The 26,622-nt window shown below is 46.7% G+C and carries 25 protein-coding genes; 12 read left to right on the top strand and 13 right to left on the bottom strand.

Translation table 11 applies throughout. From position 1 onward, the window contains the following. Window positions 1-100 precede the first annotated feature (100 nt). From ACT6NU_RS00580 to ACT6NU_RS00590, 3 genes are read left to right on the top strand one after another with little or no spacing between them, the layout of a single operon-like run. The gene (locus ACT6NU_RS00580; RefSeq protein ID WP_445382514.1) at window positions 101-1,483 is read left to right on the top strand and encodes an amidohydrolase family protein; all 1,383 of its coding nucleotides are present in this window, start codon (window positions 101-103) and stop codon (window positions 1,481-1,483) included. Between the two features lie 6 nt (window positions 1,484-1,489). Continuing rightward, entirely contained in the window at window positions 1,490-2,464 is a 975-nt protein-coding gene (locus ACT6NU_RS00585) for a sugar phosphate isomerase/epimerase family protein (protein WP_445382515.1), read from the top strand. Between the two features lie 6 nt (window positions 2,465-2,470). Beyond that, window positions 2,471-3,778, top strand: coding sequence for an amidohydrolase family protein (locus ACT6NU_RS00590; protein ID WP_445382516.1), 1,308 nt, complete (start codon window positions 2,471-2,473; stop codon window positions 3,776-3,778). Here ACT6NU_RS00590 and ACT6NU_RS00595 read toward each other — a convergent pair. Together ACT6NU_RS00595 and ACT6NU_RS00600 are read right to left on the bottom strand one after the other, a co-directional pair. Further along, a complete protein-coding gene (locus ACT6NU_RS00595; RefSeq protein WP_445382517.1) occupies window positions 3,775-6,798 on the bottom strand; it encodes a hypothetical protein in 3,024 nt (1,007 codons plus the stop codon). The two genes, ACT6NU_RS00590 and ACT6NU_RS00595, sit on opposite strands and share 4 nt — an antisense overlap. 109 nt (window positions 6,799-6,907) lie before the next feature. Next, window positions 6,908-8,407, bottom strand: a complete 1,500-nt coding sequence (locus ACT6NU_RS00600; protein WP_445382518.1) for a S10 family peptidase — start codon at window positions 8,405-8,407, stop codon at window positions 6,908-6,910. A gap of 416 nt (window positions 8,408-8,823) precedes the next feature. Between ACT6NU_RS00600 and ACT6NU_RS00605 the strand changes: the two genes are divergently transcribed. From ACT6NU_RS00605 to ACT6NU_RS00630, 6 genes are all read left to right on the top strand, one after another. Beyond that, window positions 8,824-10,764, top strand: coding sequence for an alpha/beta fold hydrolase (locus ACT6NU_RS00605; protein ID WP_445382519.1), 1,941 nt, complete (start codon window positions 8,824-8,826; stop codon window positions 10,762-10,764). Window positions 10,765-10,778: 14 nt separating this feature from the next. Further along, window positions 10,779-11,513: a DUF2490 domain-containing protein gene (locus tag ACT6NU_RS00610; protein WP_445382520.1), complete on the top strand. Its 735-nt coding sequence runs from the start codon at window positions 10,779-10,781 to the stop codon at window positions 11,511-11,513. A 5-nt stretch (window positions 11,514-11,518) separates the two neighbouring features. After that, complete coding sequence (locus tag ACT6NU_RS00615; RefSeq protein ID WP_445382521.1) at window positions 11,519-12,736, top strand: bifunctional alpha/beta hydrolase/OsmC family protein; 1,218 nt, start codon at window positions 11,519-11,521, stop codon at window positions 12,734-12,736. A gap of 132 nt (window positions 12,737-12,868) precedes the next feature. Further along, window positions 12,869-13,456: a superoxide dismutase family protein gene (locus tag ACT6NU_RS00620; protein ID WP_445382522.1), complete on the top strand. Its 588-nt coding sequence runs from the start codon at window positions 12,869-12,871 to the stop codon at window positions 13,454-13,456. Between the two features lie 48 nt (window positions 13,457-13,504). Then, entirely contained in the window at window positions 13,505-14,035 is a 531-nt protein-coding gene (locus ACT6NU_RS00625) for an RNA polymerase sigma factor (RefSeq protein WP_445382523.1), read from the top strand. Further along, the gene (locus ACT6NU_RS00630; protein WP_445382524.1) at window positions 14,032-14,838 is read left to right on the top strand and encodes an anti-sigma factor; all 807 of its coding nucleotides are present in this window, start codon (window positions 14,032-14,034) and stop codon (window positions 14,836-14,838) included. Before ACT6NU_RS00625 ends, ACT6NU_RS00630 begins: the two co-directional genes overlap by 4 nt. Here ACT6NU_RS00630 and ACT6NU_RS00635 read toward each other — a convergent pair. Further along, window positions 14,835-15,896 carry a VOC family protein gene (locus ACT6NU_RS00635; RefSeq protein WP_445382525.1) on the bottom strand — a complete coding sequence of 354 codons (1,062 nt, stop codon included), beginning with the start codon at window positions 15,894-15,896 and terminating at the stop codon, window positions 14,835-14,837. The genes ACT6NU_RS00630 and ACT6NU_RS00635 overlap by 4 nt on opposite strands. 16 nt (window positions 15,897-15,912) lie before the next feature. Continuing rightward, window positions 15,913-16,605: a TIGR04283 family arsenosugar biosynthesis glycosyltransferase gene (locus ACT6NU_RS00640; RefSeq protein ID WP_445382526.1), complete on the bottom strand. Its 693-nt coding sequence runs from the start codon at window positions 16,603-16,605 to the stop codon at window positions 15,913-15,915. Between the two features lie 204 nt (window positions 16,606-16,809). Between ACT6NU_RS00640 and ACT6NU_RS00645 the strand changes: the two genes are divergently transcribed. Beyond that, window positions 16,810-17,565 (top strand): DUF547 domain-containing protein, encoded by a 756-nt coding sequence (locus tag ACT6NU_RS00645; protein ID WP_445382527.1) that lies wholly within the window; start codon window positions 16,810-16,812, stop codon window positions 17,563-17,565. 391 nt (window positions 17,566-17,956) lie between these two features. Here the strand turns inward: ACT6NU_RS00645 and ACT6NU_RS00650 are convergent, their stop codons facing one another. The 3 genes from ACT6NU_RS00650 to ACT6NU_RS00660 form a co-directional block, all read right to left on the bottom strand. Next, window positions 17,957-19,234: a tetratricopeptide repeat protein gene (locus ACT6NU_RS00650; protein WP_445382528.1), complete on the bottom strand. Its 1,278-nt coding sequence runs from the start codon at window positions 19,232-19,234 to the stop codon at window positions 17,957-17,959. A 93-nt stretch (window positions 19,235-19,327) separates the two neighbouring features. Further along, entirely contained in the window at window positions 19,328-20,089 is a 762-nt protein-coding gene (locus tag ACT6NU_RS00655; RefSeq protein ID WP_445382529.1) for a hypothetical protein, read from the bottom strand. Window positions 20,090-20,114: 25 nt separating this feature from the next. Beyond that, window positions 20,115-20,792 (bottom strand): DUF4331 family protein, encoded by a 678-nt coding sequence (locus ACT6NU_RS00660; RefSeq protein ID WP_445382530.1) that lies wholly within the window; start codon window positions 20,790-20,792, stop codon window positions 20,115-20,117. A gap of 172 nt (window positions 20,793-20,964) precedes the next feature. Between ACT6NU_RS00660 and ACT6NU_RS00665 the strand changes: the two genes are divergently transcribed. After that, window positions 20,965-22,170: an LETM1-related biofilm-associated protein gene (locus tag ACT6NU_RS00665; protein WP_445382531.1), complete on the top strand. Its 1,206-nt coding sequence runs from the start codon at window positions 20,965-20,967 to the stop codon at window positions 22,168-22,170. A 52-nt stretch (window positions 22,171-22,222) separates the two neighbouring features. On the opposite strand, the gene ACT6NU_RS00670 is transcribed toward ACT6NU_RS00665, so the two are convergent. The 6 genes from ACT6NU_RS00670 to ACT6NU_RS00695 all read right to left on the bottom strand — a co-directional run bounded on the left by ACT6NU_RS00670 (window position 22,223) and on the right by ACT6NU_RS00695 (window position 25,743). Next, a complete protein-coding gene (locus ACT6NU_RS00670) occupies window positions 22,223-22,978 on the bottom strand; it encodes a LytR/AlgR family response regulator transcription factor (protein ID WP_445382532.1) in 756 nt (251 codons plus the stop codon). A 19-nt stretch (window positions 22,979-22,997) separates the two neighbouring features. Beyond that, window positions 22,998-23,336: a 2TM domain-containing protein gene (locus ACT6NU_RS00675; protein ID WP_445382533.1), complete on the bottom strand. Its 339-nt coding sequence runs from the start codon at window positions 23,334-23,336 to the stop codon at window positions 22,998-23,000. Beyond that, window positions 23,336-23,641, bottom strand: a complete 306-nt coding sequence (locus tag ACT6NU_RS00680; RefSeq protein WP_445382534.1) for a 2TM domain-containing protein — start codon at window positions 23,639-23,641, stop codon at window positions 23,336-23,338. The genes ACT6NU_RS00675 and ACT6NU_RS00680 overlap by 1 nt, the downstream gene beginning before the upstream one ends. Window positions 23,642-23,682: 41 nt before the next feature. Beyond that, a complete protein-coding gene (locus ACT6NU_RS00685) occupies window positions 23,683-23,988 on the bottom strand; it encodes a 2TM domain-containing protein (protein ID WP_445382535.1) in 306 nt (101 codons plus the stop codon). A 26-nt stretch (window positions 23,989-24,014) separates the two neighbouring features. Beyond that, a complete protein-coding gene (locus tag ACT6NU_RS00690) occupies window positions 24,015-24,296 on the bottom strand; it encodes a 2TM domain-containing protein (protein WP_445382536.1) in 282 nt (93 codons plus the stop codon). A gap of 115 nt (window positions 24,297-24,411) precedes the next feature. After that, window positions 24,412-25,743: a 2TM domain-containing protein gene (locus ACT6NU_RS00695; RefSeq protein WP_445382537.1), complete on the bottom strand. Its 1,332-nt coding sequence runs from the start codon at window positions 25,741-25,743 to the stop codon at window positions 24,412-24,414. Between the two features lie 252 nt (window positions 25,744-25,995). On the opposite strand from ACT6NU_RS00695, the gene ACT6NU_RS00700 reads away from it, so the two are divergent. Then, on the top strand, window positions 25,996-26,613 hold the full coding sequence (locus ACT6NU_RS00700; protein WP_445382538.1) for an FMN-binding negative transcriptional regulator: 618 nt from the start codon (window positions 25,996-25,998) through the stop codon (window positions 26,611-26,613). Window positions 26,614-26,622: the final 9 nt, after the last annotated feature.

Raw genomic sequence — 26,622 nt, forward strand, 5'->3', positions numbered from 1 at the left:
TCTTCAGGCCTTGCTTTTTCCGCAATAGGTTTCATACCCAAATTTATTGGCGTATTTTTAAAGGACCTCCCTTTTGGGCAGGGGACCTAAACAACCGGATATGGAACCAATAAGAAAAGGGCTTGCTCTTTTGCTACTTCTGGCAATGGCAGCCTGCGGACAAAGAGAAGAAGGCTTCAGCCCTACTCCCCAACTCCTCAGCAATGTCAATATTGTGGATGTTGAAACGGGTGAAATCCTGTACAACCGGCAGGTGGTTATAGACTCCGGAAAAATCATCCGTATTGACAGCACCATTTCCGATGTGTCAGGAATCCTCAAAAATATAGACGGGGCGGGTGGTTACCTTATTCCGGGGCTGACGGAAATGCATGCCCACATCCCAAGCCCGCCCACATCTGAAGAGCGGATTGAGGAAACGCTTTTCCTGTATTTATCCAACGGAATCACTACGATTCGGGGAATGCTGGGGCACCCCTACCACCTGGACCTCCGCTCGCGAATCCTTTCAGATTCCTTATCGGCACCGAGGGTTTTTACTTCCAGCCCCTCCCTTAACGGGAATACGGTTCGCAGCCCTGAAGAAGCTCGGGCAAAAGTTATCCAGTACGCCAAAGAAGGATATGATTTCCTGAAGATACACCCCGGTATTAAACGGGACGTTTTTGATACACTTGTTAAAACAGCCAGGGAAAAGGGAATACCCTTTGCCGGCCATGTTCCCGTGGAAGTGGGCATTCGCCATGCCCTGCAGAGCGGGTATGCCACCATAGACCACGCTGATGGGTACCTCGAAGGCCTGGTGCCTGAAGAAGGAGGCGTGGCACCGGATAAAAACGGGTTTTTTGGTTATAATTTTATCCCTTTGACCGATACCAGCAAAATTGATGAACTGGTGGCGCTTACCAGGGAAAACGGCGTTTGGGTAGTACCCACCCAGAGCCTGTTTGAGCGCTGGTTTTCCCCTGCCGCTGCAGACAGTTTGCTGCAACAACCCGAGATGCAGTATATGCCACAGGCTACACTTGAAAACTGGAAACGGGTAAAAGAACAGTACCTGAGTGATCCGGCCTGGGACCCCGAACAATGGAAGCGCTTTGACAGTTTCCGGCTGACCCTTATCAAAAAACTTCAACAAGGGGGAAAAGGACTGCTATTGGGTTCGGATGCCCCGCAGTTATTTAATGTGCCGGGCTTTTCCATCCATCACGAGATCGATGGGATGCTACGGGCCGGGATACCGCCTTTGGAAATCCTGCGGATGGGCAGCCTTTATCCCGCACGGTTTTTCGGGCAGGAAACAGAATGGGGGAGCATTGCCGAGGGTAAAATTGCCGACTTCGTACTGATTAGGTCCAACCCGCTGGTGGATTTAAACGCCCTGAAAGACCCGGAGGGGGTTATGCTGCGCGGAAAATGGCATTCCAGGGAAATGATTACAGCAAGGCTGGAACAGATTGCGGAGAATCAGAAAGTAAAATGATTGCTTATGGAGCGAAAAGATTTTTTAAAAACCACTGCCCTGGCCGCTGCTTCAGGCCTGCTGGGGGCAGCACCACTCTGGTCGCGAGCCATTCCCCTGCCTGTAAATAAAAAATTGGATGTGTTGGGTCTATCCCTGTTTTCGGTCCCGAAAATGCTGGAGAAGGACCTTGGGGCAGGCCTGGAGCTACTCTGGGAAATGGGCTTCCGGGGACTGGAACTATACGGACCTTATCCTTTCAGTGCTCCTTCCAATAAAGAATTCTGGAAGCAAACGACCCCCATGCTAGGCTTTGAGGGGAGCGGCTTTTTTGGTAAATCAGAAGATGAATTTGCCAAAATAGTGAATGATATTGGCTTTAGTGTACCCTCATTGCATACCGATCTGGATACCCTCCTGGAAAGGTTGCCCTTTTTGGCAACAGCTGCGCACAAACTGGGGGCAAGCTATCTGACCCTGCCCTCCATTCCACCTGCAAGGAGGCAGGATATGGCTGGTTATAAACAAATGGCAGATACCTTTAATAAAATAGGGGCCGCTGCAAAAGAGCAGGGGCTTCGCTTTGCCTACCACAACCACGGATATGGGTTACAGCCCGTTTCCGGGATCGTGCCCTTCGAAATGATGATTGAGGATACGGATCCTGAACTGGTCTACCTCGAGATGGATATTTTCTGGACCACTGCGGGGCGCGTCAATCCTATCGACTACCTGAAAAAATATGCGGGCCGCTACAAGATGCTGCATTTAAAGGACATGAAAGAATTAAGGTTTTTTTCGGATGATGGCGGGGACCCTTCACAGTGGATACCCCTCTTCCCCTATATGACGTCTGCAGGAGACGGGGTTTTGGCCCTGGAACCCCTGGTGGATGTGGCCCTAAAGACCGGGGTGGATCATTTTTTTGTAGAACAGGACATGGTTGCTGATCCGGAATCCGCTCTTGGCAGGAGCTATGCCTATCTGAACGGACTTAACTAATTAGTGATGATGAAACTATTGAATATTGGACCAAAAAACAGCCACAGGAGTACAGCCCATGTAAAACGCAATCTTATATGGGTTTTACTGATGTTTACAGCCCAATTGATTCAGGGGCAAATACTACTGGTCCCGGAAGGTGTTTTCGATGGCGAAAGGATGCAGCAAAACTGGGTGGTGCTGGTACAGGACTCCATTATACAGTATGCCGGGCCTGAGACCGGGTTACGACTGCCGGCGAACACTCAAAAGATTGCACTGCAGGGGATGACCCTGATGCCCGGCTTAATTGAAGGGCACTCCCATCTGTTATTGCACCCCTATAATGAAACCCCCTGGAATGATCAGGTGCTGAAAGAATCTCCTGCAGAACGCGCCCTGAGAGGGTCTGTACATGCCCGCATGAGCCTGATGGCAGGGGTGACTACCATGAGGGACCTCGGATCGGAAGGGGCAGGATATGCCGATGTAGCCCTGAAAAAGTCCATAACCCAGGGCATCATACAGGGACCACGAGTATTCGTTGCCGGGCCGGCAATTGTCGCTACAGGGGCCTATGGACCCAAAGGCTTCCATGATGGGGTGACCGTTCCCCTTGGAGCAGAGGCCGTAAGCGGCGTCCCGGAAGCTATCCGGGAGGTACGTACCCAACTGGGCAATGGGGCGGATTTTATAAAAGTGTATGCAGATTATCGCTGGACCCCGGGAGCGGCATCCCAGCCCACATTTCTGCAGGAGGAACTGGATGCGATGGTAGCGGCGGCCCAATCTGCAGGCAAGTATGTGGTGGCTCACGCCAGTACACCAGAGGGGATGCGCAGGGCGGTACTGGCGGGGGTGGAAACCATTGAACACGGGGATGGGGGAACCCCTGAAATTTTTGAATTGATGAAAGCCAGGGGGGTGGTCCTATACCCAACCCTGGCCGCAGGTGATGCTATCGAACAATACAATGGTTGGCTTAAGGGTCAAAATCCCGCCCCAGAGCGGATCCAAAAGAAAAAGGCCAGTTTTCAGGACGCCCTTAAATCAGGGCTGCTAATCGGCTTCGGAGGGGATGTTGGGGTTTATACCCATGGGGAGAATTATCGGGAATTAGAATTAATGTCAGCCTACGGGATGCCCACCATAGAGGTATTAAAAGCAGCAACTTCCCTGAATGCCCGAATCTTCCATCTACCCTCCCTAGGTCGGATAAAAAGGGGGTTTCTTGCCGATCTGATCGCCGTTCCGGGAAACCCCGTAAAAGACATACAGGCACTACGTAAGGTGGCCTTTGTAATGCTCAATGGGATAGTGGTAAAACAGCCTTAGTCCTCCAATTGTGCCTGTAAATTTTGCAGTTGCTGATCCAGCGTTTTGAATTGTTCCAGGGCATCGCGTCCGGGTAATTGGTCTGCCTGCCCCATCATATAATAAAGATACTGCCATTGATCCGCTAACATGGGCTTCATGTATATCCCTTCTTCAGTACGAATCTGGGATAGCAGCGACTCTATTCGAGTGAGTTTCGCCTTTTGCGCTTCTGATTGTACCTCCATTGCCTTCAGTTCGTCTATTTGGCTTTCCAGCTTTGCCTGCAATTGCCTGGTCTGGCTGAGTTTATCACGAATCACCAACTGGAATTGCAACTGTTTTTCAATATCGGCCTGGGAAACCCCTGCGCCGCTAACCCGGGGATCCATCAGGATTTCAAATTCCTGGATTTGCTGCTGCTCCCCCATCTTCAATACAGCCGTATAGGTTCCAGGAGCCACCAAGGGACCATTCTGGTACCTCCTGCTTTTATTGCTGTCCCAGGGACCCGCCTGACTCATATCCCACTTAAAACGGTTCAGCCCTTTTTTCTTGGTAAGGGAAGTATTGACCCGGGTACGGGTAAAGTTGGTAGCCATATCGCGCTCGCTTTCATCGGTCGTCTCCGGGATACTGTCACTGCTAAAGGCCGTAAGTATAGCTCCTGTATTATCCAGAATTGTCAAGGACAAGGGCCCTTCTGTATCCTCCGGCAGCCAATAGTCCAGGGTAACTGAGGGCCTGGGGTAATCCGGGGCAGCGCTATTGCGGGCACCCGAGGGCAGGCGATACCGCATAGTAGGGCCTGGCTTAAAAAGGTGTAAACCCGAATAGCCGGATAGGGTATACTGCCGCAGGGCCGAAATCTCATCCAGTATCCAGAAACCCCTGCCCATGGTCGAAAGTACCAGATCCCCTCTGTGGATTTTAAGATCCGTAACCGGGGTGATGGGCAAATTATGCTGCAGGGACTGCCACTTGCTGCCATCATCCAGGGAGTAATACATCCCGTATTCCGTACCCGCAAAAAGCAGGCCTTCCCGTACCGGGTCTTCCCGAACTACCCGGGTAGGAGTATCAGCAGGGATTCCATTGGAGCCATTAGTGAGGAGTTTCCAGCTCTGGCCGTAATTCTCTGTTTTGTAGATATAAGGCTTTGAATCGCCCAACTGGTATCTCAAAACGGCTATATAGGCCTTGGCCGGGTTGTGGGGGGAAGGTTCCACCGCATCCACACGCCCGCCGGGAGGCAGGTTTTTGGGGGTAACATTCTTCCAGCTCTCACCTCCGTTGCGGCTAAGGTACACAGGGCCGTCATTGGCACCTGTCCAGAGGACCCCCTGCACAACAGGAGACTCCCCAATGGCATAAATGGTACTGTAAAATTCCTCCCCGGTAATATCGCGGGTAATAGGCGAGCCGGATATCACCTGCTTATCCGGTTCAAAGGCAGTCAGGTCCGGGGAAATGGTTTCCCAGTTCCGGCCTTCGTCTGTTGTTTTATGTACGTATTGGGAGGTGTGATAGATGATATTGGGGTCGTGGGGCGAAATAAGGATGGGTGATACCCGCTGAAAGCGGTATTTCAAATCCCTCGGGTTATGGCCATACATATTGGAGGCCCCCACATAATACGATTGTTCAGTGCCAGTCCGCTTATTGTAAACCGTAAAGCGCCCTTTGCAATTGGAATAGACAATATCCGGATTGGAGGGATGCGGAATGGCAGGGCCCGTCTCGCAGCCTCCTGTATTCTGAATATACCCGATTCCGGGCACCTGAAGACCATAGGGCGGAAAACTGGGGACGGAAACGGTTGAATAATTATCCTGCTGCCCGCCATAAAGCCAGTAGGGATATTGATTATCTACGGCAACCTGGTAGATTTCAGCCGTTGGCTGATTGAATTGGGTAGACCAGGTCTCGCCTCCGTTATGGGTAACGTTGGCCCCACCGTCATTGCTCTGGATAAAGAGCTTGGTATTATGGGGGTTGATCCACATATCGTGGTTGTCCCCGTGGGGCGGGCGCAGGCGTTTCCAGTTCTTGCCCCCGTCTTCCGATTTATAATAACCCGTGGCCATTGCATACAGCACATCGCTGTTTTGCGGGTCTACTTTGATGTTGGTGTAGTAAAAAGGCCTGGTGCGAATCCCGTTGTGAGAAGAAACCTGTGTAAAGCTCTCCCCCTGGTCGGTAGATTTATAGAGACCACCTTCTTCCCCGGGTGCCTCTACCAGGGCATAAACGATACGGGTATCCGATGGGCATACTTCAATGTCAATCTTACCTATAAGTTCCGAGGGAAGCCCTTTCTCAATTTTGCTCCAGCTGTCCCCGCCATCTACACTTTTATAAATACCGCCTTCTTGCGGAGTACCTCCGCTGATGATAGTCCAGGGCGTTCTCCTGCCTTTCCAGGCAGCGGCGAAAACAATATTGGGGTTTGATGGCAATAATTCCACATCCGAAACCCCCGAATCCTCTGAGATATACAGGATTTTTTTCCACTGCTTACCCCCATTGGTAGTCTTATACAGGCCGCGCTCCGGATTAGACCGGAAGGCCTTTCCGATGGCAGCTACATAGACCGTATTATGGTCTGTGGGATCAATACGGACCCCCCCAATCTGTCCTGTTCCTTCCAGGCCGATGGCAGTCCAGTTGGCCCCTGCATCTATGGATTTATACATCCCGCGGCCTTCGATCACATTACTTCTGAGACCGTCCGAACCGGTCCCTGCATAGACGATATTAGCATCGTTTTGGGCCACTGAGATCGCACCTATAGAGGGGGTTTTAAAGAACCCGTCAGAAATGTTCTTCCAGCTTTGGCCGTAATCCTCTGTTTTCCAGACGCCTCCTCCGGTGGCCCCAAAATAAAAGGTTCCCGGCAGAGAGGCGATTCCGGCTACAGTAGTAACCCGACCTCCCCTGTAAGGCCCCACATTACGATATTCCAGGGAAGATAAATCCTGAGCGGACAACGCCAGGCAGAGCAAGAAGCTGGTTGCAAAAAGGTAAGAAGCTTTTTTCATCAGTGATTTTTTTCCTGCTGTCGGGCAGCAGTGTTTAACGTTCTAAATTGAAAGGCACCCTCAAAGCCAGGGAAGACTCCTTCCAATTACTTGTAAAATTGCCGGATTATTACTTTGAGGTTTGGTCAATAAAGGCATCCACATCTGCCTTGAACTGCTCCATGGAGGGGGGATGTGTATACATCATATGTCCGGCCTCGTAGTATTTCATAATGATATTTTGCTTTAATTCCGGCTTTAAACCCATATGATTTATGGAGTGTTCCACCCCATAGAAGACCGTTGCCAGGTCATAGTATCCGTTCAAAATAAGGATTTTCAGGTTTGGGTTGCGTTTCATGGCAGAGGTCATATCCGGCAGCGTGCTAACGGCAACCTGTGCATTCCAGCTAATATTTCCCTGGTGCTTCCAGTCCCATTTAAAACCTTCCCGCTGCCCTGCGGTGGTAACATAACTAAGGTCCTTTCGCACCCCCAGGTCCTCGTAGAGATAATTTTTAAAAGCCGCTATATAGGGCGAGGAAATGGCGTCGGATTGCGGATCGGTTTGGGCAAACTGCCCCAGCAGGTCTTCATTAACCCCTGTAAACCGGGAATCCAGCCGTCCTACCGTTTCCCCCTTATCGCGTAATAATTCCTGAAAATACTCTCCGTTGGTGACCCGTAAATCTGCTTTGAGCCAGAAATCAGCACTAAGGCCTGAATACATGGCCAGCTTCGAGGCAATATTATTTTTTTCCTGATTGCTGAGCTGATCCCCCTTCAGAAGGGCCGGGGCATATTCAGATTCAGCAAAGGCCCTGACTTCCTGCAAAAAGGATTCGAGTCCCTTGCTTTTATCCGCAATTTTATTGTGGTACCAGGCGGTTGCCGCATAGGTCGGGAAATGGACCAGGTAGGCAATATCGTCTCCCGGGCCAAACAGCAGGTGCTGCAACTCAAAAACGGCAGAAACCATTATGACCCCGTTCATTGCAATGCCCTTGTCTTGCAGGTATTTTACAAGGCCGGCATTACGGAAGGTACCATAACTTTCCCCCAACAGGTATTTGGGGGCATTTAATTTGCCGGATTTGATCAGGAATTGTTCAATGAACAAACCGATGCTGCGGATATCCTGGTCTACTCCCCAGAAATCAGTCCATTTGGCTTCCCCTGCCGGCCTGCTGAAACCCACCCCAACCGGGTCTATCATCACCAGGTCTGCCTTATCGAGTATCGAATAGTCATTGTTTACTACTTCATAGGGTGCAGGACCGGTGTAATCCGGATCGTTCACTATAATCCGTTTAGGGCCCAATATCCCGAAATGCAGCCAGAAAGAGGCAGAAAGTGGCCCGCCGTTAAAGGCGAATACGATGGGTCTGTTTTTCGCCCCTTTCAGAGCATAATGCGTATATCCGAACAGGGCAATGGGTTTATCATCCTCATCCCTGAGCAGGTGTGTCCCGGTTTCGGCCGCCAGGGTCAGGGATTTTCCATTTATGGTTACCGATTGGTTTGACCGAAAGGTCTCAGCTTTTGGGATTTCTTTATTGTCTGCTTCTTTAGTATCCTGAGCTGCAATCGTAAATGAGCATATCAGAAATAACAGGGTCAGTTTTCTCATTTCAGTGTGGTTTGCCCTGAAGATAAATGTTTTTGTGGAAATAGTGCTGACAGATATTTAAAAAGGCAATCCTTTTTCTTCCTTCTGCCATACAGGGTTTTTAACAGCAGGATATAGAAATAAAACAACCGCTAAAAAAGAGAAAAATGGATTTCATTTTAAAAGGTATGAGATGAATAAATAAATGTACAAATTGTCAAAAGAACCGACTTAATGAGCGGTTTACAGGTTTCCTATTAACAGACTTTTAAGACTTGCCGGGGGGCTTTTTAATATCTTTAGGCGACTAATCCAACACACCGAAATGAGAAAATTTTCACCCCTCTGGATGCTGCTGGCATCTATTGCACTTTTAAAAGAGGGTAACCTTTAAACTGAATTAAACGTCTGTTAGTACCTAACCTTAAATTAATATAATGAAACATTACACACTGATTATTGCCCTGATGATTTTTCTGGGCTGCAAAGAGGAAGCCAGGGAGCCTTCCGTTGCAGAAAACCTGAAATCCTATACCATCCAGCAGATGATGGATAACGAAAGTATCGGGGGAGGCAGTTTTTCTCCGGACAAATCCAAATTACTGATTTCCAGCAACCGTTCCGGTATTTACAATATGTATACCGTGGATGCTGCTGATGGACGCATGGCGCCGGTAACGGCCTCCGACAGTTCGTCGGTTTTTGCCATTTCCTACTTTCCCGGGGACGAGCGTAAATTATTCCGTATGGATAATAACGGGGACGAAATCTACCATATCTATTTGATGGATCAGGAGGGATCGTTCAAGGACCTAACCCCGGCCGAGGGGGCACGGGCACTGTTTTACGGCTGGGCTCAGGATAACAAAAGTTTCTTCTATGCTTCCAATAAGCGGGATGGCCGTTATAACGACCTGTATGAAATGGATCTTGAAACCCTGCAGCCTGAATTGCTTTATCAAAACGAGGACGGCTACAATCTGGAGGCTATTTCTCACGATAAGGCCTACCTGGCAGTTTCAAAGTCCATCAATACCAATGACAGCGATTTATTCCTTTACAGTTTTGAAGAGGATGCACTTATCAAAATCAATGAAAACCTGTCTGCCAATTCGGCTGAGGATTTTTCCCTGGATAATTCTTCATTTTATTATACCACCGATGACGGGGCAGAATTTGCCTACCTGATGCGGTACAATCTCAAGGATGGCAGTAGGGAAAAGGTACTCGAAAAAGACTGGGACATCTCAGGAACTTCGTTTACCAAAAATGGCAAATACAGGGTTACCTATATAAATGAAGACGCCAAAAACACAATCGAGGTTATAGATACCGAAAGTGGGGACCTGCTGGAGCTGCCTTCCATGGATAATATGGACATAAGCAGTGTTGGCTTTTCCGATGACGAGACCGTGATGCGGTTTTATGCCGGAGGTTCCCACACCCCGTCTAACCTGTTTATCTACGACCTGGAAACCAAAGAAATGAAGCAGCTAACGGATGTGCTGAATCCGGAAATTGAGGCCAGCCATCTGGTGCAGGCAGAAGTAGTGCGGTTTGCTTCTTTTGACGGCCTGGAAATACCGGCTATCTACTACAAGCCCCACCAGGCTTCTGCTGAAAACAAGGTGCCGGCCCTGGTTTGGGTACACGGGGGACCCGGGGGACAGTCCCGCCAGAATTTCAGTTCTTTTTTGCAATACCTCGTAAACCACGGCTATGCGGTACTAGCAGTAAACAACCGCGGGAGCTCCGGTTACGGAAAAAGTTTCTATCAGATGGACGACCTGAACCACGGAGACAAGGACCTTAAAGATTGCGTGGCAGGTAAGGACTGGCTGGCCACACAGCCGGAAATAGACGGTGAAAAAATAGGGATCCTGGGAGGATCTTATGGGGGTTATATGACCATGGCTGCCCTTACCTATACGCCTGAGGAATTTGCTGTGGGTGTTAACCTTTTTGGAGTTACCAACTGGATCCGTACCCTCAGGAGCATTCCGCCCTGGTGGGAATCGTTTAAAGACGCCCTGTACAAGGAATTGGGCGATCCGAACAGTGCCGATTCTGTGCGGCTCCGGGCGATCTCCCCACTGTTCCACACAGACAAGGTAACCAAACCGCTTATCGTTTTACAGGGGGCACAGGATCCGAGAGTTTTACAGGTAGAATCCGATGAGATTGTGGCAGGAGTTCGCAAAAATGGGGTTCCGGTGGAATACGTCCTTTTTGAGGACGAAGGACACGGCTTTGTAAAGAAGGAAAACCAGATTGAGGCTTACAGTAAAGTACTGGATTTTCTGGATACCTACCTTAAAAAAGATCCGGGCACTCCAATACAGGACGATGCCCTGGAAGGTGAAATTGACTCAGAATAAGGCAAGGCTTAGCTATGGGAACATTGCGCATTATTTTCAAACATCCAATAAGATCAGGCCGTTTATACGGCCTGCTTCTTATACTGTTTTTTTGTGCTTTCCAGTTACCCGCACAGCAAACGGGAGAAGACAAATGGGGAGCCTGGTATATGTATTTTGGAACCAATCAGGTTGCAGATCGCTGGAGTATTCACTCAGAGGCTCAGTTCCGTTATTATGAAACCCTCGGGAATTTCAATCAAATGCTGCTGCGAACCGGCCTGAACTATGACATAAACTCAGATGCCATGGCTACCCTTGGCTATGCCTATATCGATACCGATCCGAGTTTTGAGGATAGCCCCCTGGTTGATGACGGTTTTGCGGGAAATAAGATTCTGGAGCATCGTATTTTCCAGCAATTTATCCTCCGGGACAAGGTATGGGAGGTTTTGATTGAACACCGGTATCGGCTGGAACAGCGTTTTCTGGAATTTGAGGATTTTAGTGAAACCCAGCACCGGGCTCGTTACCGCCTGCAGCTTACCCTGCCGCTGACCAGTACTTTTTTTATAAATTTATACGACGAAGTTTTCCTGAACCTACAGGATGAAATTTTCGGCCAAAACCGATTATACGGCGCTTTTGGAGTACATATTACGGAAAACAGCAGTCTGCAGCTGGGATACCTGAAAAACCATTTTAACGGGATAAATTTTGACCGTCTGCAAATTGGAGTCTTCTTCAATCCGGACCTGCGTAAAAAATAAGACTGATGAGATCTGAAAAAGTACATTTTCCTTCTTCTGAACAGGAACAACTTACCGGCCGGCTGGAATTGCCGGTAGACCAGCACCCTCATAACTACGCCCTTTTCGCGCATTGTTTTACCTGTTCTAAAAACCTGAATGCGGTCAAACAAATCAGCAGGGCCCTGACCGGATTGGGTTACGGCGTTCTGCGATTTGACTTTACCGGATTGGGAGAAAGTGAGGGGTCCTTTAAGGACACCAATTTTTCGGGAAACGTGGAAGACCTGCTTGCCGCTGCACAGTTTTTAGAAGAAAATTACAGCACACCCAAATTGCTCGTTGGTCATTCCCTGGGGGGTGCTGCCTGCCTTAAAGCAGCCTTTAAACTTCCGGATATACAAGCAGTAGCCACAGTGGGTGCCCCGGCCAACCCGGACCACGTCACCCACCTATTTAGTTCAAAATTAGATGAAATTGAAGCCAATGGGAAGGCTGAAGTGAATATCGGAGGGCGCTCCTTTACCCTCAAGCAGCAATTTGTTGAAGATCTCAGACAACAACAGCTGGAAGATCAATTACAGGAGCTCGGAAAGGCACTTCTCTTTATGCATTCCCCTCAGGACACAACAGTATCCATCAGGAATGCAGAAACCCTTTACAAAGCAGCCAAACACCCCAAGAGTTTTGTTTCGCTGGACGGGGCGGATCACCTGCTCAGTAATTCAGCAGATGCAGAATATGCCGGCAAGGTAATTGCCCAGTGGGCAGGACGCTATGTGGGCCTTCCGGAAGAACCGGACCTGAAAACCGCAGACCAGGTAGTGGCCCGTCTGGATATAGATGACGGCTTTACCACTGACATGAAGCTTGGAAAACATTATATGCTTGCCGATGAACCCCGTGATTTCGGGGGTAATGATTACGGTCCCTCCCCCTACGAACTGGTTTCCGCTGGTCTGGCCGCTTGTACAGCCATGACGCTGCAGATGTATGCCCGACGCAAAAAATGGGAGCTGCAGCATGTTGAAGTTCATATTTCATATAGTAAAAAACACGCCGAAGACTGTAAAGCCTGTGAGACCAAAGATTCCAAAATTGACACTTTTGAACGAACTGTCAAATTGGTAGGGGACCTGGATGATTCCCAGATCAATAAATTATTGGAAATTGCAGATAAATGCCCTGTGCACCGGACATTACACAATGAAATACAGGTCAAAACCCGATTAACGGATCAATAAAAGACCTAGTGGTAAGGCTCTCAAAATATCTTTGAAAAGGCCCAGGTATCTCAGCGGTAAATTACCGCTTCCAAAAGAGGTTGACAACAAGGCCAATTATACTTACCTTTAAGCAATCAAACGTCAAAAATCATGAAAAGAATAAGCCTACTACTGATCGGACTGTTACTAATAAGTTCATATAGCTGTAAACAAGCCAAAAAAGAAGCCGAAGAAGCCTCGGAAGCAATTGAAAAAAGCGTGGAAATGGTGCAGGAAGAGGTAATGGAAGAATCCATTGCATTTAAAATGGAACCCAAGAGCGATAGCGAGGTTAGCGGGGAAGTCAGCTTTACCGAAAAAGATGGTATGGTATCCATGTCTGCAACTTTCTCAGGCCTGACCCCCGGGGAACACGCCATCCATATACACGAAAAAGCAGATTGTTCAGCAGCAGATGCGACTTCAAGCGGGGGACACTGGAACCCAACCGCGGAGCCACACGGCAAATGGGGAGATGAAGGCGGATTCCATAAAGGGGATATCGGAAACTTCACTGCAGACGCAGAAGGCAATGCCGCTGTAAGTTTTGAAACAGATCAGTGGTGTATCGGCTGTGAAGATCCAAACAAGAATATTGTGGGGAAAGCTGTAATTGTGCACAAGGGTAAGGATGATTTTACCTCCCAACCCAGTGGTGCCGCAGGCGCACGGGTTAGTTGTACTGGCATTATTCAGTAATCCAACAACCTCAGCATTAAAATCATTTCTTTAAATACAAATCGATAAGTGGATCTGGATTCCTTGATTGGGCGCTTCAAACAAAAGGACGTCCAGGCCTTTGAGGATTTACACCAAATGTACGCTACGAACATTTGTGGGGTTATCCATACAATTCTCAGAGACAAAGAACGGGCCGAAGAGCTCACTCAGGATGTTTTTATAAAGGTTTGGAATTATGCTGAATCCTATGACGCCTCCAGGGGTCGCTTTTTCACATGGATTTTAAATATAGCAAGGAACGCAGCTATAGATGAACTGCGCTCCAAAACCCATAAACAGCAAAAACAAAACCTTCGTACCGATTACTTCGTAGATATTGCAGATTCTAAAGAGGATGACGCATTGGAAATAGATACAACCAGATTAAGGGAGCTTGTCAAGGGCCTGGGAAAAAAATGCAAGCAAATGCTTGACTTGCTATATTTTAAAGGGTTAACGCAAAAGGAAACCGCCGGATTCCTGGATATCCCGCTGGGAACTGTTAAAACGCGAAACAGAAGCTGTATTTCACGTCTTCGTAAAAATATGACGCTATGAAGCAAGCGGAAGAACATATCAGTTCGGGAATGCTGGAGTTATATGTGGCGGGCGTGCTTTCAGCAGATGAAAACAGGAAGATCCGCCAACTTTCCGACGAATTTCCCGAGATCAGAGGTGAAATTGAAGCCATTGAGAGCAGTATACTGGAACTCACCAAAAACCTCTCCCCTTCCGAGATGGGGCAGGACCAATTTGAAGCTTTACGGAGGCGCATTTTACTCGCTGCAGATACTCCCGTTTATAAATTACCTTCAAACAAGTATCGCATCTGGACGTATACTGGTTGGGCAGCGGCTGTAGTTTTTGCACTTGGAGCACTTTGGGTCTACAATGACCGTAGTTCTCTGGAAGACCAACTCATGGAAGCTCAGGTACAAAATCAAATTCTGGAACAACAGGTTGAAGGAGCCAGAAATTCACTTGCTGAAACTCAATTCCTGCTGAACAGGCTCAGGGATCAAAATATTGAGGTTATTCCCCTTGCCGGGCAGAATGCAGCCCCGGATGCTTTTGTAAAGGTATACTGGAATAAAAATTCAGAACAGGTCCTGATAGATGCACAGGGGCTGCCAGAGCCACCCCCCGGAATGGTGTACCAGGTTTGGTCTTTAAAACTCGATCCTCTGACCCCTGTAAGTATTGGTTTGTTGGATCAATTTACGGAAGACCCCAATAAGATTTTTGCGCTGAACAATCCGAATGCTTCTGAAGCATTTGGTATTACCCTGGAACCTGCGGGCGGTAGTGAAAGCCCGACCATGGAGCAATTGTATACCCTTGGTCTGGTAAAAACCTCTTAAAGGTCCTTATGACGCCTTTGCCATCTGAGCGTCTTTACAAGCCACCTGGGTAGCGGTTTTAAAGGATTGCGCCGGCTGAGATCAATATACAAACCGAGTTTCTCCACAATTGGTACCCGATGTGTTTCCACCAGTTCTATAAGGGTACCATCAGGATCCTCAATATAGCTGAAATGCCCCGAGGCCTTTTCCATTTTAAAAGAACTGGAGCTGTCTACAGTAAAGGGATGCCCCAGGGCTTCGCATTCTTTTTTCATTTGCTGCATCCCCTGAATATCAAAGCATAGATGTATAAGACCCTCATCTCCCCAGAACCGGTCCTTAAAAATTGCATTGGGTGTTCTGCAGAGTGGCTGAAAAAGTTCTATCTCTGAAGGGCCAAGCAATTCAGAGAATCCCCCTTTATTACCTATATCGGATTTCAGCAATACCCTTCGGAATTTTTGATCGCCCTCGGAAAATATTTCGAATTCCTTAAAGCTGCCCTGAATATCGTAAGCCTGCTCCGTATGATTGAGAATATTCTTGTAAAAAGGCAAGGACTTCTCCATATCCGAAACCCCTATACTGACTCCTAATACCCCGCCGATTGGATTGGCGGAATTATAAAAACAATAAGGATCTTCTATAACCTGTATTCGATTGTTCCAGGGATCTATTCCGAAAAAACCAGGTCTCCCCCGGGGATCGGGCTGGATTTCTGAAAGCATTATCCCTGAATTCTTTAAGGCCTGCCGGGCGGCATGGATATCACTGCACCGCAATTTTATGACGTTGATTCCCAAATCACCGAATACGTAATCTGAGGGCTCAGCACTAATGGCCTGATTGAGGCACTGCCATATCTCCAGACCTCCCCCACCTGTTAAATTAAGCGCCAGAAGCGCCAGGCGGTCTCGCGCTACCCCGCCGGTATAACGGGTCATCAGGCTAGCTACGGCCCGATCCCTGAACAGCAGTACATCAAAGCCCAGGTGCCTTCTGTACCAGTTGAATACCTTAGTGGCATCCCGAACCCCAAGGCCAACCTGTTGAATCCCATTGATAACTTTTCTCATAGCTGTTTTTTATCAATTAGCGAATCAGGAAATTATGTATGCGTCGAAGCCTTGGCGCGGAACAGCCACACCTGAAAAGAATCAATAGCATTAAGTTGCTCAAATTCACCCTTAAATATGAGTTCTTACGGTACTTCCTGGCTGAAACGACCAGGTCGTTAGGAACAATGTGATAGGCGAGTCTCCGCTTTTTGATGCGCTCAAAGATTTCAAAGTCTTCCATGATCAGCTGCTTGGTATCGAAGCCACCTAAATCCTCGAAGACCTCCTTGCTGATAAAAAGGCATTGATCACCACCTCCCGTAAATATTCCATCCTTCCGGGTAAAACGTCCATTGATTTTCAGAAAGAAAGTAGCCCGGTCAAAGCGATATGAAAAAAATCCGGCCTGATTTCCTGCCTGCAGCGTATTTACCATATCAGAGAAGAAGCCTTCTGGTGGCCAGACATCTGCGTGTAAAAAACACAGGATATCTCCTTTAGCCCGGCTGGCCCCCAGGTTCATCTGGCTGGCCCGGCTGGAGAATGCATCCCTTAACGGTTCCAGCCCAAAGTTCCTGATCAACTGTTGGGATCCGTCATTAGTCTTGGCAGAAAGGCTGACCAGAATCTCGGTCTCAATCTCTTCTTCTTGCAGGCCCTTAAGGCGCGGGATAAGTTTTCTTAAATTTTCCGACTCATTATGTGCAGGGATAATTACGCTAATCATATAAGCTAGAGGATAGAAATTAACAGGATTCATCAAATGTCATGAACCTTTCGTTAATATTTACGTAAAGTATAGGAAATGGTTCTATTATTTACCGATCTTCTCAAAAATCCTTTAAACGATATGTTATCAATTCTCTCTTTACTATATACTAACCTGAAATTTTCCAGCTGTAAAAAGGTTCTAAAACCCTTAATTTTAGTCATGGCGCTCTATGGCACCCAACCCATGGTGGCTCAGGAAAATTTATCTTCTGCAAGTACTGAAGATTATCCCGCCTGGTCCGCTGAGCTGATAGAGCAGCTTCGTCGGGGGGAAAATACGTCAGAACTCGAGTCGAAAATATTCGATATCCCTCTTTCAAGGCTTGAGTCCGCACTGAATACTGATTCCAAAAAATACAGCTTCTGGCTGAATATATATAATGCTTATATCCAAATAATCCTGCTGGAGAATCCGGAATTATACCAGGACAGAAGGGAATTTTTTAAAAAGGAGCAGGTACGGGTAGCCGGACAGATTGTATCCTTTGCAAAGATAGAACATGGCATTCTGCGAAAATCCCAGTGGGAATTGGGCTTAGGTTATATTCGCAAATGGTTCCCTAGGCGGTTTGAACGCAAGATGAGGGTTTCCTCCCGCGATTACAGGATACATTTTGCCCTGAATTGTGGTGCGGCAGACTGCCCTCCTGTACAGGCCTACCATCCTGATTCTCTCGATGGGGAATTAGAAGCCGTCAGTTCCGCTTATTTGAACAAAACGAGCACCTACCTGCCCGAGGAGAACGAGGCACGTGTCACTTCCCTTTTTAACTGGTTTCGAGGCGATTTCGGCGGTTTTAGCGGTGTGAAAGATATCCTCAAAGAGGAAGGGATTATCCCAACAGACAGCAGGGTAGATTTGAAATTTACGAATTATGACTGGAGCCTGAAACTGCTGCAGTTCGTACAGGAATGAGGGGAACACGGCCCAATAAAGGCCACAAATGTGCCCAACCAACCTTTAAGTACACTAATAAAGGTATTTTCCGAAAAATCTTCACTTATTCAAAGACTGATGGGCCGCATAAAGCTTCATGCCAATGATAACCATGGCAAGAGCCCAGATGCAAAAAATAAAAATTTCCATATCATATAGTTTACAGGTTCAACAGGCATTTTAAAAGATGGGCTATTTACAGCCCATATGTCTGATGGTCTTTAGTGTTTTCATTTGGGTAACTAAAGATACGAACAGATTGCTGGTGGGTGTACTGTCAAAAATTCATAGCTTTTTAAAGCCCGGGGAAATAAACGCGGCAAAAGAGGTCTTCTTTTAACAGCGCCTAATTTAAACTTAAACTGTCTCCTTATAATTTCCCCAGGATTTGCTCACTATTGGGCCCGAGTTCATAGACCGCCTCTACTAAATCTGCTTTTATATTCTGAACCTCATCGGTCTTGCCGAATGACTTATATATTTCTACAGCATACAACAATGGCTTGGGCTCATAGGTTTTACCTGTCACGGCCTCCTCAATTAACTGCAGGGCCCGGCCTGACTGTCCGTCCTTGTAATATGCATACGCCAGAAGGGCTACCGTTTCCGGCGTTCGGCGGTTGGTTACTTCCTGTTCTGCCAACTGTACTGCCCGCTTGGTTTGACGGGTCACATCAAGATAAAAGTCTACCATGGGGCCATTGTACATTTGCCCGTATTCTGTATTGGTAACTAAGCGCAGGTAATTATCCAAACTGCGGGCTTCTTCACCCTTATCTCCCATATAGGCGGCAATTTCTGATCGAAACAGCCAAAGGTCCGGGCTGTTGTAGGTTCTGCCAATGGCCTTGAGCATTCTAAGAGCCTCCTTTGGCCTTCGCTCATGCGAAAAAACGATCCAGGCGATACCCTTTTTTGCATAGGCGTTTGTAGGGTCCAGTTCCAATGTTTTGAGGTAGTGCTGGTATGAATCCTGCAGTCTTCCTGCATGTCCGTAATAATCTGCCAGGTTGGAATAGCACCACTGCATTAATTGGGGGTTTTTACTTTCTTCTGCCCTTTTGGTGGCAATTTCCAAATTAAATATCGCCGCTGGCAGATCTCCCTGGTGGTCATGCCATTTAGAAAGCCGTATTAAGTAATCTATACGCCCCATGTCCTCGATGTCGCGAAGGTATTCTTCTGCCTGGTCGTAATTTCCCAATTCCATATGAATGTCAAATAGCAGTCCCTTGGTCTGCCTTAGTCCACTACCCAGGTTTTCAGCTTCATTGGCCAAAACAAGCGCCTCTCTAAAGCGATGTTGCGAAATATAGTTACGGCCCAGTGCCCTCAAATAACCTGCTTTACCTATTGCAGCTATATCTGCGGCGCGCTTCAGGGCCTGTTCTGCCTTTTTCAAAAAGAGGATGTCTCCCGTGGCCTCAAAGAAACGCGAATACTCGCCGGCTACGATGCCGAAACTTTGCAGCTGCATGCTGTCTGGCTTTATCTTTGAATTCCACAACTCAAAATATTTGGAAGTGGTTTGGGGTGCTTCAGCAAACAGAAAGGCTTCGTAATCTGCTGCATCCGTAATTTTTGTTTGCTTCTGTTCCGAACAGGAAACAATGAGTAGAAATACAAATAGTAATGAAAATAGTCTCATAATTTGTTTTGTTTTAAGGAATGGGAATCTTAAAAAACAAAAGGGCTTCTCCTGAAGGGAAAAGCCCCCTGCTTCTTCTCCAAAGCGTATTTGTTATTCTGGATTGCCGATATAGGGAAAGTCTGCAATCAGGGTGGCGGTTAGAGACACGCCATCTGAGGTAAGCCTGGGAAGGTCTGCCATACCATCATTGTCAAGGTCCTGCCCGCTAAAGCGATCTCCTTCCATACCACCGAAAAGCAAAATAAGGGATACGTCAATCACGTCATCCTGTAATCTGCGACCGGTTAGGGCTACCTCGTCCCCGTCTGGTACTAATATTCTGCCATCACCATCTGCATCCATACCCGGATCAAAATAAGTTGTCGGTAAATTCGGGGCTACTTCCAATACATCTGCTGCCAGGTAGGTAGTCAGTGTGGCAGCATCCAGCTGCAGAATGTTTGCTTCGTAGTTTACGTCTTCCGGGTTCAGGCCCAGTAATTCGGCATATACATCGTGATAAGCCTCCAGACGCGCCTCAAACCCGGCCTGAAAAATAGCTGACATTTCCGAGGGGATACTCACATTATGCTGGTCTTTAACACTGGCCTGCCCTTCCATATCAAAACTCAGGACCGTGTTGATGCCGGGGCGTCCCATATGATCTTCCTGTACATAAGTACCTGTAAAATCAACCGCGTCCATACATGGGGTACAGCTACCGCCGCAGTCCACACCGGTCTCGGTACCGTTCATAATCCCATCCGAACAACTAGCCATAGCCATTTCCATGTCATCGTCATTGCTACAGGAAACTGCAAAAGTGGCTATCGTTAGGGTAAATATTGCGTATAAAATTTTATTAATTCTCATTTCTGGATTTTTAAGTTTTAGGTTCTTACGATTTTCGGTTTGTAGTTACCCAGGTCTTGTAAACCGTTAAGCCGAGGGCATTTTGAGCAGTAGGAGTCCCCAGTAATTCATTGGGAATCTCAATAACTATAGACATGGTATTGGCCCCATCAAAGGTATCCGTAGCTTCTTCAGGGGTTTTAAATCCCTCTGGCGCCATTCCCCCAATTACTGCATTGAACTGGAAAAAATCAAAAAAGAAGGGATCCTGACGGGGTCCGGCAAATAATTTTACCCCGGAATCGGTTGTTTCAACGGTGGCCGTGGTTCCGGATATTGAAACCATTCCTAATGGGAAATCGGTCAATACCCGGCTGCTGAGGCCTGTTTGGTCCGGTTCTCCTAGGAAGAAATACATAATACCCTCTCTTGGTATAGCCTGTATTACCTTATCCTCGACCAGATCACCGTCCAGGTCAATATTAATTTCAGTCATCACCGCTTCGTCAAACGTTCCATATGCCAGTTCGGGGAGCACGTTGGTCTGCAGGTCTACCACAAAAACCGTATTCGCTGAACCCTCTGCAGGCTCAAAGGCAAAAAAATCGGCGATATCCGCGGTGGAACCAGCTGTGGAAGGGGCATCAATGTGATCTGCTGCGAGTAACAGTCCGCTTAAGACTATTATTCCCAGGGATGCAAGGGTCAAATGTTTTAATTTCATAATGCTTATTTGTGTTTTTATTTACACCTACACCTACGAAGGACTTATTCAAGGGTTTGCTTTTTAATGTTAATTTTTTGTTAAGGGAAAAAAGTGGTTTACGGTATCAATCTGGCAGACATATACAGGGGTTTAATAATTTAAATTACTTTTGAATCTGAAATTTCACGGCATGAACCCGTCAGCATCCGGTTGGATCGATAAATTCGGTCACCTTACTGAAAAAACGATATCCCCATATCCGGACCTCCCTTCACTGGACCGGGATCTGAAATCCTGTGGCTTTACCTATGGGATCAATATCGGTATCCCTACCTATGTAGAGCCCACTCACCCCTTATCGCAGGACGAGAATGCGAAGATCAACTTGCTGGCCGGACTGTACTTCAGTTACAGGGGTATAACCGGGGAAGACAAATACAAGGAGTTTTTAAGGAGTGTACTTTCTTTCTACAGAGGTCTGGAACTCGGTCAGCCCAATTTATTACAAAAAATCTTCAGCGGGGGAAAGCCTTCTTCCCAATTGGAGAAATTACTCGATTCCCGCGTGTATTTGGGGGAATCCATACTGAGCAGAACTTTTAACAGCCTGATAACCAATTCCCTGCTGGCTGTTGACCTGCTTACATACCGGTCGTATTTAAGAGGCACCCATGATTTAAAATCCACTGCGCACGAGATGGAATCTATGGTGATCAATCTGGTTTACCACTCTCTGGAATATCGCAAACCGGGTAAGAGCACCCAAAAACTAAGGGAGGTATTTGAGGCGTCCCGCTCCTTTCTCGATGCCCAGAAACCATGTGATACAGAGGATTTCAAAAAATTGCTCGCAGCTTACAAGAATACGGATGTGGCCCAGTATTTTCTGGATATCATTTGTTTGACCGTTTGGGAAGACGAATCCATAGAGCTGGTTGAGCACAGTTTTGCCATCCGGCAGGGTAACATCCTTGGTTTTGAGGAATCGCAGGTAGTTTCGGCACTGAAAGATGTACAGACATTTTTCAAGCTGCATGCTAACCAGGCCTTTTATCTCAAACAATCCAATACGGGCGGGCAATTGTATGAAAGTATGTCCAGACTGGTGGATAAACTGATCAGCAGGAATAGCAAGCGACTTAAAAAAGAATTACAACAAAGTGGGGAATTGATGCTGTTGTTATCCAAATCGACCTTGCGGGAACTGAGTGCTGAGGAGAAAAAAAAGGTGCAGAATCAATTGTTGGATATCTTTAAAAGCATTCCCTCCCTGGCCATCTTTTTGTTGCCAGGAGGAGCCGTGCTCCTTCCTATTTTTATAAAACTGATCCCAAAGCTCCTTCCCTCTTCCTTTGATGAAAATCGGGTGGAAAATAAGGGTAAAAGTGAACTATAAGAAATATCTATAGTATTAATTAAAATACTATATACCAGTTTTTTAATCCTCTTTATTCCAACCAAAGCTTAAAATCCTTTACGCGTTCCCTACTTACGATAATTTCCTGTTCACTGTACCGATTTAATTTGATTTTTAGACGGGAATTGGAGTAGGAAATGATGTCCCTTATATGATTGATATGGATGTAGAATTTTCGACTGACCCTGAAAAAAGTGTCCGGAGACAATTCGCTCTCCAGTTGTTCCAGAGTAGTGTCCAGCAGGTAATTCCTCCCGTCTGAAGTGGCTGCATAGGTTCCCTTATTCTCACTGTAAAAACACTCAATATCTTCTGCGTTTATGATTTTGATATGCTGCCCCACTTTGGCTGTAAAGCGTTTTTTAAACTCCCGCTCAAGCGGATTTACCAACATGTTTCGTATATCCTCAAAATCAATCTTCAGGCCTTCTTTTGAAGGAGCGTGTTTTCTGAATTGTTCTATGGCAGCCTGAAGCTCATCTTCATCAATTGGTTTAAGCAGATAATCAATACTGTTGAGTTTGAATGCCTGCAGCGCGTATTCGTCATATGCAGTTGTGAAAATGATGGGGCTTCGTATTTCTACTGCATCGAATATTTCAAATGAAAGGCCGTCCGATAATTGAATATCCAGAAAGATCAGGTCTGGGTGCGAATGCGAGTTAAACCAGTTAATGGATTCTTCCACAGAATGTAACATGTGCGAAACGTTCACCCCACATACTTCCAGTAGTCGGGCCAGACGCCTGGCCGCGGGCTTTTCGTCTTCAATAATCAATACTTCCATGGGCAAAAACTAAACCTTACTACCGATTTTTAAATTTTTCTGCTTCCCGCTTATCCTCTTCTATGAATTTCTGGATCTGACGTTGCTCCCACTCCTTTCCAAAAAAAGGATTAAACCGGAAAACCCGGATCCCGTGTATGGCCAGGCCAATTCCCCAGAAAAAGCCCGTTCCCAGGTTGGGCCAGGTAAGAACGAAGCGGTTATCTCCTCCCTGTACATATCCCAGAAGGACAATAATAAAGATATTGATAATAAGGTAAACCGTAAGGTGGATATAGAATCCTTTTATCTCCTCTACCCGCTTTTTGGCTCGTTGCAGTTTACTCTGCTGCTCGGCCTGTGTGTTTTTGTATTCCATTATTTCCATTTTTTCTCATAGGAATCTTCTTCCCGCATAAGTTCTTCCATTTTACGAGCCTCCCAGCCGGGTCCCAGAAAGGGCAGGAGGTTAAAAACACGAAGGGCCTGGAAAACCAATACGATCCCCCAAATGGCTATTACAAACAATACCCACATCTCGCGCCACATATTATCGTAATAATTGATAACCAATAAAATACCGTTTACAATAATGTAAGCAGCCAGGTCATTGTAAAACTTTTTTAACTCCTCCAGGCGCTCTTTTGCCCTGAGATATTTTTGATGTTGTTGTGAATTTTCCATAATCCCATTATTTAGTGCTGGTAGCTTCTACCGCGTATATTTTATTCCCAGCGATTGGCAGGTTTATCATCTTCTTTCAGGAATTCCTTGATCTTGCGCTCTTCCCAGTCCTTTCCGAAAAAAGGATTAAGGTTAAAGGTCCTCAAGGCATGGAAAAACAAGCCGATCCCCCATCCAAAAGCAGCCCAAAGGAACCACATGTAGCGCCATTCATTGGTAAGGTAATTGATGACGGCCAGCAAAATCATCACCATAATGTAAGAGGTGAGATTTCCGTAGAATTTCTTCAATTCTTCCACTCGCTCCTTGGCTCGTAAGTATTTGTTTTCTTTACTAAAATCTTCCATGGTTATGTTTTAATAATGATCAGTGTTTAAAAATCATCCTGGGACATCAATTCCCTTATTTTGCGTTGTTCCCAGTTCTTCCCCAGAAAAGGGCTGTATCCGTAGGCACACATCCCATTGATGATAAGACCGAGCCCCCAAGCGACGGCCGGAATTAGAGCCCAAAGAAAACTTGAGGTACGGTAGTTAAGCCAGAATAAAAAAGGGATGACAATCAGGTAGGCCAGTAAATTGGAGTAAAATCCCTTAATACAAGCTACTCTTTTTCTGGCCCTTTCGTATTTTTCCTGTTCTTCAAAAGTTTTCATGACTATTCGTTTATTGATTTGAATCAAAATTCGGAACTGTTGTTTGCATATTGAATTATTGTTTTCCGAATTGTCATAAAAGGGACCTGAATTGTAAAATCAGCACAGAGTGGGATCAGAAGTCTTCCCGGTCCATCAACTCCTGTATCTTGCGCTCCTCCCATCTCTTGCCCCAAAGCGGGTTGTATCCATAGGCCTTCATCCCGTGCATAACCAGCCCGAATCCCCATCCCAGAGCCGGGAAAACAGCCCAGAGAAAATCTGTAGTTCTGGAATTCAACCAGAATAAAAAAGGAATAACCAGCATATAAGATCCCAGATTGCTGTAAAATTCCTTAATGGCTTCAACCCGCTCCCTGGCTTTTTCATAGCGCTTATCTGAAATGAAATCTTCCTGGGTTTGCTGAACGCTTACCTGGCGGGTAAGCATAGGGATTGCGACACTAAAGGTATCTGTCGTTTTCCGGATATGTGGCTCCCGCTCTGACAAGAGGGAATAACGCTGCAGGATGTTTTGTAAGCCCACTCCGCTGGATTTACTGACCACCTGTTTTTCCTGTAAATTATTGGAAACCACAATAAAGCCATCGGCCTCACTGACTACTATTCGCAAGGGATTACCAGCATTAACAACATTGTGTTTTACGGCGTTTTCAAGTAATAATTGCAGGGACAAGGGTACAATTTTGGCCTGCGGATCCGAACATTGCTCGGGGATTTCAAAAACAATGCTGTCTTCAAAACGCATCTTAAGCAACTTGATATACGTGTTCGCAAAGGCGTATTCCTCATCCACCGGAACCAATTCTTTGTTTTTTTGTTCCAGGACATATCGGTACACCTTGGAAAGGGCCGTAGTAAACCGCTGGGCCTGTTCGGGGTCTTCCTCTATCAGGCTGGTCAGTACATTAAGGCTGTTAAAAAGGAAATGCGGATCGAGCTGATTTTTTAGGGCATCAAACTGAGCCGAGGCTGTTCCGGCAATGATCTTTTGTTCCTTGACACGGTATTCCTGCCGGTGCTTATAGTAAAAAAAGGTATAAAAGATACCTGCAATGATCAATGCCAGGAATATGGAATTATAGTAATACTCCGGCACTTCCTGCGCAATAAATTCCTGGAATCCAACTCCAAGGCTTACCGATATAATCAAGTACCGGGCAATAAAAACGGCAACCAGAGACACCAGGGTATGGAGTGAAATAGCATATGCCAGGCGTTTCCAATGGAACATGGCAGGGCCCCATTTGATAAACTGAAACCTGAAAACGTAGAAATTGGCCATATAAATGATCCAGCCAAAGACCATATGTCTGGAGAAGTCCTTCCAGAGTTCAGTATCAAATGTAATCTGATATCCATTAAAAAAACGTATTCCGGTGAAAAGGAGAAAGAGCAATATGCCTATAAGGGTAGCTCTTCCAAATTCTTTGATGACGGTCTTCATGTAGTATATGCCTTCTATCTTTCTGTGGCCGGAATTGAGGTCAAAGAACAAATGTCTTTCCGTTGTCCTGCCATAAAGTTATAAAAAATACGCCCAGCTCTTTTTAGAAACCGGCCGGGCCCGGATTTAAAGATAGTTTAGCGAGGCTCGCTTCACAGGGTTTTATTTACCGAATTGCCAAATATGGCAGACCAATTGTAACCAATGAGGTATTATATGTATTTTCGTTGAGGTCTCAGGAAACTAGTTATAATGTACATTCCGCCCGTTTATAAAAACACCGATGAGGAACAGGTAAAAACCTTTATCCGGGAAAATGCTTTTGGAATTTTCGTATCCGCTAATAAGGGAGGAGCCGCTCCTCTGGCCACCCATCTGCCTCTGGAACTGGAAAAGGGATCAGACCCTGAATTATACCTTTACGGACATTTTGCTCGGGCAAACCCGCATTGGAAAAACCTGAAGGAGGGTCAGGAGGTGCTGTGCATCTTTAATGGACCTCATTCCTATGTTTCCTCTTCCTGGTACCAGGATGAAGAAGTCCCCACCTGGAATTATATTTCGGTGCAGGTGCACGGGGTGTACCAGCAACTCGATGACGAGGCCCTTCTGGCCTCCTTGCACCGCATGGTTGACAAATACGAAAAAGGGTCTGCCAAACCGGTTTCCCTCCACGACATGTCTGAACAAACTATGAAACAGATACGTGGCATTGTAGGTTTTCGAATCCGTATCACGCAAATTGAAGCGGCTTATAAACTTTCCCAGGGACGCGAAGCAGACCACCCGCGAATTGTGGAAGAACTGAACAAACGTGGGGCAAATTCCCAGGCAGTCGCCAGAGCAATGGCTAAAAAAAATCTTGATTGAATCCACCAA

Source organism: Robiginitalea rubriflava (genome assembly GCF_052540725.1).

Coding starts and splice junctions, on each gene's coding strand:
- ACT6NU_RS00645 (WP_445382527.1), top strand. CDS start 16,810: ATGGCGCTCTATGGCACCCAACCCATGGTGGCTCAGGAAAATTTATCT.
- ACT6NU_RS00655 (WP_445382529.1), bottom strand. CDS start 20,089: ATGAGAATTAATAAAATTTTATACGCAATATTTACCCTAACGATAGCC.
- ACT6NU_RS00595 (WP_445382517.1), bottom strand. CDS start 6,798: ATGAAAAAAGCTTCTTACCTTTTTGCAACCAGCTTCTTGCTCTGCCTG.
- ACT6NU_RS00640 (WP_445382526.1), bottom strand. CDS start 16,605: ATGATTAGCGTAATTATCCCTGCACATAATGAGTCGGAAAATTTAAGA.
- ACT6NU_RS00680 (WP_445382534.1), bottom strand. CDS start 23,641: ATGGAAAATTCACAACAACATCAAAAATATCTCAGGGCAAAAGAGCGC.
- ACT6NU_RS00700 (WP_445382538.1), top strand. CDS start 25,996: ATGTACATTCCGCCCGTTTATAAAAACACCGATGAGGAACAGGTAAAA.
- ACT6NU_RS00660 (WP_445382530.1), bottom strand. CDS start 20,792: ATGAAATTAAAACATTTGACCCTTGCATCCCTGGGAATAATAGTCTTA.
- ACT6NU_RS00590 (WP_445382516.1), top strand. CDS start 2,471: ATGATGAAACTATTGAATATTGGACCAAAAAACAGCCACAGGAGTACA.
- ACT6NU_RS00670 (WP_445382532.1), bottom strand. CDS start 22,978: ATGGAAGTATTGATTATTGAAGACGAAAAGCCCGCGGCCAGGCGTCTG.
- ACT6NU_RS00605 (WP_445382519.1), top strand. CDS start 8,824: ATGAAACATTACACACTGATTATTGCCCTGATGATTTTTCTGGGCTGC.
- ACT6NU_RS00620 (WP_445382522.1), top strand. CDS start 12,869: ATGAAAAGAATAAGCCTACTACTGATCGGACTGTTACTAATAAGTTCA.
- ACT6NU_RS00610 (WP_445382520.1), top strand. CDS start 10,779: ATGGGAACATTGCGCATTATTTTCAAACATCCAATAAGATCAGGCCGT.
- ACT6NU_RS00675 (WP_445382533.1), bottom strand. CDS start 23,336: ATGGAATACAAAAACACACAGGCCGAGCAGCAGAGTAAACTGCAACGA.
- ACT6NU_RS00665 (WP_445382531.1), top strand. CDS start 20,965: ATGAACCCGTCAGCATCCGGTTGGATCGATAAATTCGGTCACCTTACT.
- ACT6NU_RS00630 (WP_445382524.1), top strand. CDS start 14,032: ATGAAGCAAGCGGAAGAACATATCAGTTCGGGAATGCTGGAGTTATAT.
- ACT6NU_RS00650 (WP_445382528.1), bottom strand. CDS start 19,234: ATGAGACTATTTTCATTACTATTTGTATTTCTACTCATTGTTTCCTGT.
- ACT6NU_RS00635 (WP_445382525.1), bottom strand. CDS start 15,896: ATGAGAAAAGTTATCAATGGGATTCAACAGGTTGGCCTTGGGGTTCGG.
- ACT6NU_RS00690 (WP_445382536.1), bottom strand. CDS start 24,296: ATGAAAACTTTTGAAGAACAGGAAAAATACGAAAGGGCCAGAAAAAGA.
- ACT6NU_RS00695 (WP_445382537.1), bottom strand. CDS start 25,743: ATGAAGACCGTCATCAAAGAATTTGGAAGAGCTACCCTTATAGGCATA.
- ACT6NU_RS00685 (WP_445382535.1), bottom strand. CDS start 23,988: ATGGAAGATTTTAGTAAAGAAAACAAATACTTACGAGCCAAGGAGCGA.
- ACT6NU_RS00585 (WP_445382515.1), top strand. CDS start 1,490: ATGGAGCGAAAAGATTTTTTAAAAACCACTGCCCTGGCCGCTGCTTCA.
- ACT6NU_RS00615 (WP_445382521.1), top strand. CDS start 11,519: ATGAGATCTGAAAAAGTACATTTTCCTTCTTCTGAACAGGAACAACTT.
- ACT6NU_RS00580 (WP_445382514.1), top strand. CDS start 101: ATGGAACCAATAAGAAAAGGGCTTGCTCTTTTGCTACTTCTGGCAATG.
- ACT6NU_RS00600 (WP_445382518.1), bottom strand. CDS start 8,407: ATGAGAAAACTGACCCTGTTATTTCTGATATGCTCATTTACGATTGCA.